The sequence below is a fragment of the Pseudomonas fluorescens genome, from assembly GCF_001902145.1.
GTDB lineage: Bacteria > Pseudomonadota > Gammaproteobacteria > Pseudomonadales > Pseudomonadaceae > Aquipseudomonas > Aquipseudomonas fluorescens_BV.
The window spans coordinates 423,539-435,698 of sequence record NZ_MRST01000026.1 but is presented as its reverse complement, the minus strand read 5'-3'; the positions used below and the strand labels follow the sequence as shown (position 1 = coordinate 435,698).

Below are 12,160 nucleotides of genomic sequence, written 5' to 3'. Positions count from 1 at the left end.
TTTGCGTCAGAATCCACGTCTATTCGCCGTTCGGTATGGGTTTCGATGAGTTGCAACAGTCAGAAAATCAGCGCGCTGCGTCGCCAGATTCCTTCGTTCGAGTGCGTCCCCGGTTGCCACGACTGCTGTGGGCCGGTGACCACCTCGCCCGAGGAAATGTCGCGCCTGCCGCGCAAGACCGCTGCCGAGCAAGAGGCGGCGATGGACGAGCTGAACTGCGTGCACCTGGGCCCCAAGGGGTGCACGGTGTATGACGAGCGGCCGCTGATCTGTCGCCTGTTCGGCACCACCAAGACCTTGCCGTGCCCTAATGGCCGGCGGCCAGTGGAGCTGATTCATCCGCGGGTGGAGAAGCAGATTCATGAGTACATGGCGAGTACCCGGCAGGTGTTGGTCTGACGCGATCATCCTGTAGGAGCGAGCTTGCTCGCGAAGACCGTCAACGATAACGCAGCGCATCTGGTTTAACGCGGTGCCCTGCGGTTTTTCGCGAGCAAGCGCGCTCCTACAGGGTCGCATTCAGTCAGGGATCGGCAGGTTCAGGCTCTCTTTCACCTCTTCCATCACGATATAGCTCTTGGATTCCCGCACATGAGGGAGTTTGAGCAGGATATCGCCCAGCAATTTGCGGTACGAAGCCATCTCCGAGATTCGCGCTTTCACCAGGTAGTCGAAATCACCCGACACCAGATGGCACTCCAGCACATGGGGCAGTTTCAGCACGGCCCGGCGAAATTCTTCAAAGGTGTCACCCGACTTGTAATCCAGGCTGATCTCGACAAATACCAGCAGACTTCCCTTCAAATGCTGGGGATTGAGCCGTGCGTTATAGCCCATGATGATCCCTTCGCGCTCCAGGCGTCGCACGCGCTCGGTGCAGGGCGTGGTGGACAGCCCGACCTTTTCCCCCAGCTCCGTGAACGAGATGCGCCCGTCGGTTTGCAGGATGCGCAGGATATTGCGGTCGATCTTGTCCAGCTCCCGCTTGGTCTGGGTGTTGGTACGCATAGGGGATACGCCTCTGTCAAAAGGGTTTTTGCCAAGAATTGTCGCCAAATATAGGCATTTATATAGTGAAATGCACTGCTGATTGTTTTTTACACTGCGCCCATCATTGCTCGAATAACACACGTCAGCGGCTGAGCCCGCGATGAGGATATAAAAATGCGCGTTCTGGTCTTGGGTAGCGGCGTCATTGGGGTGACCAGTGCCTACTATTTGGCGCGGGCCGGCTTCGACGTCGTGGTGGTTGATCGTCAGCCTGCCGCTGCCATGGAAACCAGTTTCGCCAACGCCGGCCAGGTGTCCCCTGGCTACGCCTCGCCATGGGCCGCGCCGGGCGTGCCGCTCAAGGCGATCAAGTGGCTGCTGCAACGCCATGCGCCGCTGGCGATCAAGGCCACTGCCGATATCGACCAATACCTGTGGATGGCGCAGATGCTGCGCAACTGCACGGCCAGCCGCTATGCGGTGAACAAGGAGCGCATGGTGCGCCTGTCCGAGTACAGCCGCGACTGCCTCGACGAATTGCGCGCCGAGACCGGCATTGCCTACGAAGGGCGCAGCCTCGGGACCACCCAACTGTTCCGCACCCAGGCCCAGCTCGATGGTGCCGCCAAGGACATCGCCGTGCTGAAAGAGTCCGGTGTGCCGTTCGAATTGCTCGACCGCGTCGGCATTGCACGGGTTGAACCGGCCCTGGCCAGCGTCACCGATATCCTCGCTGGTGCCTTGCGCCTGCCCAACGACCAGACGGGCGATTGCCAGATGTTCACCACGCGCCTGGTCGAAATGTGCAAACAATTGGGCGTGGAATTCCGCTTCGAACAAGACATCCAGCGCCTGGACTACGCAGGCGACCGCATCAATGGTGTGCTGATCGACGGCAAGCTGGAAACCGCCGACCGCTACGTCCTGGCCCTCGGTAGTTACTCGCCCAAGCTGCTCAAGCCATTGGGGATCAAGGCGCCGGTGTACCCGCTCAAGGGTTATTCGCTGACCGTGCCGATCACTAACCCGGCAATGGCGCCGACCTCGACCATTCTTGATGAGACCTACAAAGTCGCGATCACCCGTTTCGACAACCGCATTCGCGTCGGTGGCATGGCCGAAATAGCCGGTTTTGACCTGTCGCTGAACCCGCGGCGACGTGAAACCCTGGAGATGATCGTCAACGACCTTTATCCTCAGGGCGGCGATCTGGCCCAAGCCAGTTTCTGGACCGGCCTGCGCCCGACCACCCCAGACGGCACGCCGATTGTGGGTGCCACGCCGTTCAAGAACCTGTTCCTGAATACAGGCCACGGTACCCTCGGTTGGACCATGGCCTGTGGTTCGGGTCGCTTGCTGGCCGACCTGATGGCGAAGAAAGCTCCGCAGATCAGCGCCGCAGGCCTCGATATTTCCCGTTATGGCAACCACCAGGAGTCCGCACAACATGTCAATCCAGCGCCAGCTCACCAATGAGCGCATGAGCCAGATCGTTGTCCACAGCGGTACCGTGTATCTGGCAGGGCAAGTCGGCGACGACATGAACGCCGGGATTGAACAGCAGACCCGTGAAACCCTGGTCAATATCGAGCGCTTGCTGGACCTTGCCGGTACCGACAAGTCCAGGTTGCTGTCGGTAACGATCTATTTGAAGGATATCGACGCCGACTTCGCCGGCATGAACGCGGTATGGGACAAGTGGCTGCCTAAAGGCGTCGCCCCGGCCCGAGCCACCGTGCAAGCCAAGCTGTGCGAACCCGAGATTCTGGTAGAGCTGTCCGTCGTGGCTGCGCTGCCTTGACAACGATCCCTCTCCCGGCGCCGACGTGGTTGGTCGGCACCGGTTTTTTCTTCACTTTGCTGCCTAGAAGCCTGCCTCCATGCGCCCAGCCCGTGCCCTGATCGACCTCCAAGCCCTGCGCCATAACTACCAATTGGCCCGAGAAGTCACCGGGGCCAAGGCCCTCGCCGTGATCAAGGCCGATGCCTACGGCCATGGCGCGGTGCCCGTGGCCCAGGCACTGGAGGCGCAAGCCGACGGGTTTGCGGTGGCGTGCATCGAGGAAGCACTGGAACTGCGCGCCGCCGGCATTCGTGCGCCGGTGTTGCTGCTGGAAGGTTTTTTCGAAGCCGACGAGTTGCCGCTGATCATCGAGCAGGATTTGTGGTGCGTGGTGCATTCGTTGTGGCAGTTGGAAGCCATCGAACAGGCGCGCCTGAACAAACCGCTGACGGTGTGGCTCAAGCTGGACTCGGGCATGCACCGTGTGGGCCTGCACCCCAAGGATTACCAGGAAGCGTATCAGCGCCTGCTGGCGAGTGGCAAAGTGGCGAAAATCGTGTTGATGAGCCATTTTGCCCGTGCCGATGAGCTCGATTGCGTCAGCAGCAACGAACAAGTAACGGTGTTTGAGGCGGCGCGCCAGGGGCTGGCGGCTGAGGTCAGCCTGCGCAACTCACCGTCTGTATTGGGCTGGCCGAGCGTGTCCAGCGACTGGGTGCGCCCGGGTATCATGCTTTACGGCGCAACGCCCTTTGGCGAAGACCAGGCCCTCGCCGCGCGCTTGCAACCGGTGATGACCCTGGAGTCCAAAGTGATCTGCGTGCGCGAACTGCCGGCCGGAGAGCCGGTGGGCTATGGCGCCAGGTTCGTCACGCCCAAGCCGATGCGCATTGGCGTGGTTGCCATGGGTTATGCCGACGGTTACCCACGTCATGCGCCGACAGGCACCCCGGTGCTGGTCGCTGGCCAGCGCAGTCATTTGCTGGGGCGCGTATCCATGGACATGCTGTGTGTCGACCTCACCGACGTGCCCCAGGCTGGCCTCGGTTCCACTGTGGAGCTGTGGGGCAAGCACATCCTTGCCAGTGATGTTGCCGTCGCCGCCGAGACCATCCCCTATCAGATTTTCTGCAACCTGCGCCGAGTGCCAAGGCTCTATTGCGGCGCTTAGCCGCCGGCAACGAACCGAGCAGGCCGGGATTTAGGCCCAAGTGTTGTAAATACTGAACGCTGTCGCCATGATAACGCTCAATTACAACAAAGCCTGAATCCTAGGAGGCTCCTGCATTGGACGTCGGCGAACGACTGCAATCCATCCGTAAACTCAAAGGTCTTTCCCAGCGTGAGCTCGCCAAACGTGCGGGCGTCACCAACAGCACCATTTCGATGATCGAGAAAAACAGCGTCAGCCCCTCGATCAGCTCCCTGCGCAAGGTGCTGGGCGGTATCCCCATGTCCATGGTCGAGTTCTTCTCCGAGGAGGTCCTCCAGGAAATACCGACGCAGATCGTCTATAAAGCCAATGAGCTGATCGACATCTCTGACGGTGCCGTCACCATGAAACTGGTGGGCCGGGCGCGCCCAAGCCGGGCCATCGCATTTCTCAACGAGATCTACCCGCCAGGTGCCGACACGGGCGAAGAAATGCTCACCCATGAAGGCGAGGAAACCGGGATTCTGGTGGAAGGGCGCCTGGAGTTGGTGGTCGGTCTTGAAACTTTTGTGCTCGAGGCTGGCGATAGCTACTACTTTGAAAGCACAAAGCCCCATCGTTTTCGCAATCCGTTCGACGTGCCGGCGCGACTAATCAGCGCAGCCACACCGGCGAACTTTTAAGAATAGAGGCGCCCTGCCAGCGTTGCAGAGGTTCCCGCAGCTGTACACCGTGAAGCCGAATCTCCCTTTATTTAATAGGGTTGTTTCGGCCTGGCGGGCTAACCGTTATACTTTCGCCGCCTGCGAAACCGTGGCCGCAGGCGTGAATAGCCACCATTGAGGGTGAACGCGTGAACCTAATTATGAAAATGCTGGCTGCACCAGCAACCGTACTGGCCCTATGGGCTGTCAGCGCTCAAGCTGCGACCAATGATGACATTGCCAAGCGCCTGGAGCCTGTGGGCCAGGTTTGCGTCCAGGGCCAGGAATGCAAGGGCATGGAAGTCGCCGTGACAGCGGGCGGCGGCGGTGCGAGAACCCCGGACGAGATCATCGCCAAGCACTGCAATGCATGCCACAGCACGGGCTTGTTGGGCGCGCCGAAAATTGGCGATACCGCCGCGTGGAAAGAACGCGCCGATCATCAAGGTGGCCTCGATGGCATCCTGGCCAAGGCCATCACCGGTCTCAATGCCATGCCGCCCAAAGGCACCTGCGCGGATTGCTCGGATGACGACCTCATGGGTGCGATCAAGAAGATGTCCGGGCTGTAATCGGCCGATCTTCGCCAAAAATGCCGCTTACGAGCGGCTTTTTTGTGCCCGCGATTTGCGTTTCGGCGCTGGTCTTTGCAGCAAAGACCCGGCAAGCTCGGTCCAACCCCTAATTCATGGAATGTTCGGGAGCAGTCGGATGGTGCAGTTGTGTTCAATCGAGCAAGCAGTTGACGACGTACTGGAGCGCCTGCCGGCGCATATCCATATGGGCATGCCGCTGGGGCTGGGCAAGCCCAACCTGTTCGTCAACGCGCTGTACCGGCGCATCGCGCAGTTGCCCGAACGGGCGCTGACGCTTTATACCGCGCTGAGCCTGGGTCGGCCTACGCAGGGTGACGGTCTTCAAAAGCGCTTTCTCGAACCCTTCATCGAACGGGTGTTTGGCGACTACCCCGAGCTGGATTTCCTCGCGGACCTGCACAAGGGCAGCCTGCCGAAGAATATCCGTGTGCAGCAATTCTTCATGCAGCCCGGCAGCTTGCTCCACAGCGCCGCGGCGCAACAGGATTACGTCAGCAGCAACTACAGCCATGCGGCCCGCGACATCAATGCCGCCGGCCTGAACCTGGTGGCGCAATTGGTTGCCAGTAGCAGCGAGCATCCAGACCGCCTGAGCCTGAGCTGCAACCCGGATATCACCCTCGACCTGATGCCCATGATCGCCAAGCGCCGCGCGGCCGGGGAGACCATCCTGGTCGTCGGCCAGGTCCATAGCGACTTGCCCTACATGCCCGGCGATGCGGAGCTGGGCATGGATGAGTTCGACTACCTGCTGGATGAAAAAGACAGCACCACGCTGTTCTCCACCCCGAACATGCCGGTGGGCTTCCAGGATCATTTTATCGGCCTGCATGCCAGCACCCTGGTACGTGATGGCGGTACGTTGCAGATTGGCATCGGCTCCATGGGCGATGCCCTGACGGCTGCCTTGCTGGCGCGCCAGGCCGACAACGAAGCCTATCGCCTGTTGCTCACTGACTTGGATGTGTACCAGTGGGCGCCATTGATCAGCCGCGAAGGCGGCGTCGAGCCGTTTGCCCGTGGCCTTTACGGTTGCAGCGAGATGTTCGTCAACGGCCTGCTGGTATTGGCCGATGCCGGGATCGTGAGGCGCAAGGTCTACCCGGATGTGGCGACCCAGATGCAGGCCAACGCGGGCACCCTGGACGACGCGGCGCAACCCGATGGCGTGTCGATCCATGGCGGTTTCTTCCTGGGGCCGCGCAGTTTTTACCAGCGCCTGCAGGAAATGACCCACACCAAGCGCCAGGCATTCAACATGACCCGCATCAGCTACATCAACGAGCTGTACGGCCAGGAAGAACTCAAGCGCCTGCAGCGCCTGGATGCGCGGTTTATCAACAGCGCCATCATGGTCACCTTGCTCGGTGCTGGCGTGGCCGATCAGTTGGAAGACGGTCGCGTGCTCAGTGGTGTGGGCGGGCAATACAATTTCGTGGCCCAGGGGCATGCGCTGGAAGGTGCACGCTCAATTCTGATTTTGCGCAGCTGGCGTGAGTCGGCGGGGGAGGTCAGTTCCAATATCGTCTGGGAATATGGCCACTGCACCATTCCCCGGCACCTGCGGGATATTGTCATTACTGAATACGGCATTGCCGACTTGCGCGGTCAGACGGATGCCAAGGTGATCGAAGCGTTGCTGAACATCACTGATTCCAGGTTCCAGCACGACTTGATTGAACAGGCCCAAAAGGCCGGAAAACTGCCCAAGGATTTCCAGCTGGACCCGCGTTTTGCCGACAACACGCCGCAGCGGCTCCAGGCGATTCAGGCCAGGCACCGTCGCTTGTTTCCCGAATACCCCCTGGGCAGTGACTTCACGGATGAGGAGCGGGACTTGTTGCGGGCGCTGAACTGGCTCAAGAGCAAATTCAAGCTCACGGAAATTCTGGAGTTGGGCAAGGCGGCACTCGACGCGCCGGAGCCGGAGGCGTTTCCCGAGCATTTGAAGCGGATGCGCTTGGATAAGCCGGAGGGCATCAAGGAAGACCTGTATCAACGCTTGCTGCTGGCCGGACTGCATGCCACCACGGATTGAAATTCAGTGCAAAACCAAGTGTGGGAGCGGGCTTGCTCGCGAATGCGGAGTGTCAGTTGATACATTTATCACTGACCCACCGCATTCGCGAGCAAGCCCGCTCCCACATGTTTAACTGTGTTCAGGCAGACGTTATTCGATGAAAGTGACGACCCCACCGGCCAGCGACTTCACCCGCGCCAGCGACTCAACCCGATAACCCTGCGCATCCAGCTCCGCACGCCCGCCCTGAAACGACTTCTCGATCACGATCCCCAGGCCCGCAACCGTCGCGCCGGCCTGCTTGATGATCGAGATCAGCGCCTGGGACGCCTTGCCGTTGGCCAAAAAGTCATCGATCACCAGCACGCGGTCGCTGCTGGTCAGGTGGCGCGGGGAGATCGCCACGGTGCTTTCGGTTTTCTTGGTGAAGGAATACACCGTGGCCGACAGCAGGTTCTCCGTGAGCGTCAAGGATTGCTGCTTGCGGGCGAAGATCACCGGCACACCCAGGTTCAGCCCGGTCATGATCGCCGGGGCAATGCCCGAGGCTTCGATGGTGACGATCTTGGTGATGCCCGAATCCTTGAACAGTGCGGCGAACTCATCGCCGATCAGTTTCATCAGCGCCGGGTCGATCTGGTGGTTCAGAAAGGCGTCAACCTTGAGGACCTGATCGGAAAGCACGATGCCTTCTTCGCGAATTTTCTTGTGCAGTGCTTCCACGGAAAGCTTCCTCTAATGGCGTGTTGTGCGCCGAAAGTAGATTAAAAAGTAGTCGATTCTAGCGCTTTAACATCGCGCGTATATCCGCCAAGGCGCTGTTGCCGCGAACGGCCTTCACCTCGGTGGGGGTGTCGTCATTGCCTTCCCAGGCCAGGTCGTCCGGCGGCAGCTCATCCAGGAACCGGCTGGGGGCACAGTCGATGATTTCACCGTATTGCTTGCGCTTGGCGGCAAAGGTGAAGGCCAAGGTCTGACGTGCGCGGGTGATGCCCACGTAGGCCAGGCGCCGTTCTTCCTCGATGGTGTCGGCTTCGATGCTGGAGCGGTGCGGGAGGATTTCCTCTTCCATGCCCATGATGAACACGTAGGGAAACTCCAGGCCCTTGGACGCATGCAAGGTCATCATCTGCACGCCTTCGGCGCCGTCTTCCTCTTCCTGCTGGCGCTCGAGCATGTCGCGCAACACCAGCTTGCCGATGGCGTCCTCGACGGTCATCTCGCCGTCTTCGTCTTTTTCCAGGGTGTTCTTCAGCGCTTCGATCAGGAACCAGACGTTGCCCATGCGGTAATCCGCGGCCTTGTCGCTGGAACTGTTGGTGCGCAGCCAGTTTTCATAGTCGATGTCCATGACCATGCTGCGCAGGGCGCTGATCGGGTCTTCGCCGGCGCACTGCTCGCGCACCTTGTCCATGAAGCGCTTGAAGCGTGACAGGCGATCAGTGAAGCGCGTGTCCAGGTGTTCGCCCAGGCCGATTTCGTCGGTGGCGGCGTACATCGAGATCTTGCGTTCGGTGGCGTAGTTACCGAGCTTTTCCAGGGTCGTCGAGCCGATTTCCCGGCGCGGCACGTTGATCACGCGCAGGAAAGCGTTGTCGTCGTCCGGGTTCACGATCAGCCGGAAGTAGGCCATCAGGTCTTTTACTTCTTGGCGTCCGAAAAAGCTGTTGCCGCCCGACAGGCGATACGGCACCTGGTGATGCTGCAGCTTCAGCTCGATCAGTTTGGCCTGGTAGTTACCGCGATACAGGATCGCAAAGTCGCTGTAGGGCCGGTCGGTGCGCAAGTGCAGGCTGAGGATTTCCACGGCCACGCGTTCGGCTTCGGCGTCTTCGTTGCGGCAGCGGATCACACGGATCTCGTCGCCATGGCCCATCTCGCTCCACAGTTGTTTTTCAAACTCGTGGGGGTTGTTGGAGATCAGCACGTTGGCGCAACGCAGGATGCGGCTGGTGGAGCGGTAGTTCTGCTCCAGCATCACCACTTTCAAGGAGGGGTAGTCTTCCTTGAGCAGCATCAGGTTTTCCGGGCGGGCGCCGCGCCAGGCGTAGATCGACTGGTCGTCGTCGCCCACCACGGTGAACTGGTTGCGCGTGCCGATCAGCAACTTCACCAGCAGGTATTGGCTGGCGTTGGTGTCCTGGTATTCGTCCACCAGCAGGTAGCGCACCTTGTTTTGCCACTTCTCCAGAATGTCCTTGTGCTCCTGGAACAGCTTGACCGGCAGCAGGATCAGGTCGTCGAAGTCCACTGCGTTGAACGCCTTGAGCGTACGCTGATAGTGGGTGTAGACGATAGCAGCGGTCTGCTCCTTGGGGTTGCGTGCAGCTTCCAGGGCTTCGGCGGGCAGGATCAGGTCGTTTTTCCAGGCGCCGATCATGTTCTTGATCTCGTCGACGCCGTCGTCGCCCGCGTATTCCTTCTGCATGATGTCGGTCATCAGGGCCTTGACGTCGGTCTCGTCGAAGATCGAGAAGCCCGGTTTGTAGCCCAGCCGCACATGCTCCTTGCGGATGATGTTCAGGCCCAGGTTGTGGAAGGTACACACGGTGAGGCCACGGCCTTCGCCACCCTTGAGCAGGGTGCCGACCCGCTCTTTCATTTCCCGCGCCGCCTTGTTGGTGAAGGTCATGGCGACGATGTACTGGGCGCGGATGCCGCAGTTCTGGATCAAGTGCGCGATCTTGCGGGTGATCACGCTGGTCTTGCCGGAGCCTGCACCGGCGAGCACCAATAGAGGGCCGCCGACGTAGTTCACGGCTTCTTGCTGCCGGGGATTGAGTCGGGACATACGGAAATTTCAGGGGTCGTAGTTCAAAAGGGCGGGCATTTTAACAGGCTGGAAAGATTCTGCTGCCATAGAACGACGGTGTGACGTACCACTCGATCTAAATTTGCCGGTTTTGCTACTTTGCCGCAGGATGTTAAGGATTATTCGAGACTAATATTTACAGTCTACGTGTTTGATAACACCTATCATTTGTCATCCTTTGTCATTGTCAGGCCGCACGTCATAATGGCACCGCTAATGAAATTTTGCAGAGTCTAGGGAGTTAGCGTGTCTACGCCTGTCGAACCCTTGCGTTTGCTGCTGCTGGCCGATGAGCCCGAGTGGGCAGCGTTGTTGCGCGAGTGCCTGGCGCCGATGGGCGAAGGGGCTGTGCTGATCAGTGCGCCCAACTGGGACTCGGTGAGCCGCCTGTTCGATGACGACCAGGGTGCTGTGTTATTGACCACGCCCAGCCTGCAGCCCGGCCCCGGCCGGTGCAGCCTGCCGTGTGTATTGCTGCTGGAGCAGGAGCCACTGGTGTCGCCGCTGGGTGTCAGCGATTGGCTGGTGCTGGATGCATTGGACGCCGACACATTGCGCCGCTGCCTGCGCCATGTGCGCGAGCGCGGCGTGCTGGAAAACACCTTGCAGCGCCTGGCCGAGCAGGACCCGCTCACCGGTATTGCCAACCGCCAGGGCTTCCAGACCTTGCTGGCCGCACGGTTGGCAGAAAACGAAGGCCGCGGCCTGGCCCTCGGTCACTTGGACCTGGACAACTTTCGTCACGCCAACGATGCCCTCGGCCATCAGGCGGGCGACCGTTTGATCCTGCAAGTGGTGTCGCGGCTCAAGAGCCAGCTCGAAGCCGGGGACCAACTGGCGCGCCTGGGCAGCGATGAGTTTGCCTTGTTGATCGATACCCGCCGGGCGCCCCAGCGCGCCGAATGGATGGCCGAGCGCATCACCGAAGTGATGGCCGAGCCCTACTGGGTGGATGGCGAAAGCCTGTTGATCGGTTGCAGCCTGGGCATGGCCCATGCTCGTGCCCGGGCTGGTGCCGACCCGTTGATGTGGCATGCCCACATCGCCATGCAACAGGCCAAAAGCACCCAGGGCTGCACCTTTCATATCTTCAACGAACGCATCAACCGCAACGCCCGCAGCCTGGCCGACCTGGAAAGTGAACTGCGCCGGGCCTTGCGTCGCGATGAGTTGGAGCTGCATTACCAGCCGCGACTGGACCTGGACGACGGTCATATCGTTGGCCTCGAAGCCCTGGTGCGCTGGCGCCACGGCGAGCGCGGCTTGTTGCCGCCCAGTGAATTCGTGCCGCTGGCCGAGCAGAGTGGCCTGATCGTGCCATTGGGCTACTGGGTGATTTCCCGAGCCCTGCGCGACATGCAAGACCTGCGCGAACGCGGCCTGCCGCCGCTGCACATGGCGGTCAACCTGTCGTTTCGCCAGTTCCAGGACAGCCAGTTGCTGTCTACCCTCAGCCGCCTGATTGCCGAGCGCGGTGTGGAAGCCCAATGGCTGGAGTTCGAACTGACCGAAACCGCAGTGATGCGTCGCAGCGACCTGGTCAAGCAGACCATGGACGCCCTTGGCCGACTGGGTGTGCGGTTTTCCCTGGATGATTTTGGCACCGGTTTTTCGTCGTTTGTGCACCTCAACAGCCTGCCGATTGCCTTGTTGAAGATCGACAAGAGTTTTGTGGGCGGCATGGAAGAGCGCGAAGAAAACCGCAAGCTGGTACACGCCATGATCAACCTGGCCCACAACCTCAACCTGGAAGTGGTCGCTGAAGGCGTGGAAACCCCTGAGCAGCTTGAGCTTTTGCGCTTGTTTGGATGCGATCAGGTCCAGGGTTACCTGATCAGCAAGCCGTTGCCGCTGCCAGAACTGGTGGAATACCTGATGTTCGGGCAAAGCCAGCAGGCGCTGTTGGGTTAAGCCTTCAAAGTGGTTCAAATGTGGGAGCTGGCTTGCCTGCGATAGCGGCCTGCCAGCCGACGCCTATCTACCTGACACCCCACAATCAAACTGTGGGAGCGGGCTTGCTCGCGAAGGCGGCCTGGCAGTCAACACAGTTGGATTGTGTGTATATCCATTGCTGCGGTAACGGCCACTTAGGGTTCCGCCCT

11 protein-coding genes are annotated in these 12,160 nt (G+C 60.2%); 8 read left to right on the top strand and 3 right to left on the bottom strand.

Features of this window, described 5'->3' with window-relative positions; all coding sequences use genetic code 11:
• Positions 1–45 precede the first annotated feature (45 nt).
• A complete protein-coding gene (locus BUE92_RS21520) occupies positions 46–399 on the top strand; it encodes a YkgJ family cysteine cluster protein (protein ID WP_003195461.1) in 354 nt (117 codons plus the stop codon).
• A gap of 120 nt (positions 400–519) precedes the next feature.
• On the opposite strand, the gene BUE92_RS21515 is transcribed toward BUE92_RS21520, so the two are convergent.
• Positions 520–1,008, bottom strand: coding sequence for an Lrp/AsnC ligand binding domain-containing protein (locus tag BUE92_RS21515; RefSeq protein ID WP_003176896.1), 489 nt, complete (start codon positions 1,006–1,008; stop codon positions 520–522).
• A gap of 156 nt (positions 1,009–1,164) precedes the next feature.
• Here BUE92_RS21515 and dadA point away from each other — a divergent pair, with 156 nt between their 5' ends.
• From dadA to BUE92_RS21485, 6 genes are all read left to right on the top strand, one after another.
• Positions 1,165–2,466, top strand: a complete 1,302-nt coding sequence (dadA, locus tag BUE92_RS21510; RefSeq protein WP_073526166.1) for a D-amino acid dehydrogenase — start codon at positions 1,165–1,167, stop codon at positions 2,464–2,466.
• Positions 2,438–2,791: a RidA family protein gene (locus BUE92_RS21505; RefSeq protein WP_073526165.1), complete on the top strand. Its 354-nt coding sequence runs from the start codon at positions 2,438–2,440 to the stop codon at positions 2,789–2,791. Before dadA ends, BUE92_RS21505 begins: the two co-directional genes overlap by 29 nt.
• Before the next feature lie 79 nt (positions 2,792–2,870).
• Positions 2,871–3,944 (top strand): alanine racemase, encoded by a 1,074-nt coding sequence (gene alr, locus BUE92_RS21500; protein WP_073526164.1) that lies wholly within the window; start codon positions 2,871–2,873, stop codon positions 3,942–3,944.
• Between the two features lie 116 nt (positions 3,945–4,060).
• The gene (locus BUE92_RS21495; protein WP_073526163.1) at positions 4,061–4,609 is read left to right on the top strand and encodes a cupin domain-containing protein; all 549 of its coding nucleotides are present in this window, start codon (positions 4,061–4,063) and stop codon (positions 4,607–4,609) included.
• 182 nt (positions 4,610–4,791) lie between these two features.
• The gene (locus tag BUE92_RS21490) at positions 4,792–5,202 is read left to right on the top strand and encodes a c-type cytochrome (protein WP_073526162.1); all 411 of its coding nucleotides are present in this window, start codon (positions 4,792–4,794) and stop codon (positions 5,200–5,202) included.
• 139 nt (positions 5,203–5,341) lie between these two features.
• Positions 5,342–7,264 (top strand): acetyl-CoA hydrolase/transferase C-terminal domain-containing protein, encoded by a 1,923-nt coding sequence (locus BUE92_RS21485; protein ID WP_073526160.1) that lies wholly within the window; start codon positions 5,342–5,344, stop codon positions 7,262–7,264.
• Between the two features lie 132 nt (positions 7,265–7,396).
• Here the strand turns inward: BUE92_RS21485 and BUE92_RS21480 are convergent, their stop codons facing one another.
• Together BUE92_RS21480 and rep are read right to left on the bottom strand one after the other, a co-directional pair.
• Entirely contained in the window at positions 7,397–7,969 is a 573-nt protein-coding gene (locus tag BUE92_RS21480; RefSeq protein ID WP_003195447.1) for a xanthine phosphoribosyltransferase, read from the bottom strand.
• A 58-nt stretch (positions 7,970–8,027) separates the two neighbouring features.
• Positions 8,028–10,037, bottom strand: coding sequence for a DNA helicase Rep (gene rep / locus BUE92_RS21475; RefSeq protein WP_073526159.1), 2,010 nt, complete (start codon positions 10,035–10,037; stop codon positions 8,028–8,030).
• 267 nt (positions 10,038–10,304) lie between these two features.
• Here rep and BUE92_RS21470 point away from each other — a divergent pair, with 267 nt between their 5' ends.
• Positions 10,305–11,969: a putative bifunctional diguanylate cyclase/phosphodiesterase gene (locus tag BUE92_RS21470; protein WP_057975303.1), complete on the top strand. Its 1,665-nt coding sequence runs from the start codon at positions 10,305–10,307 to the stop codon at positions 11,967–11,969.
• Positions 11,970–12,160 lie beyond the last annotated feature (191 nt).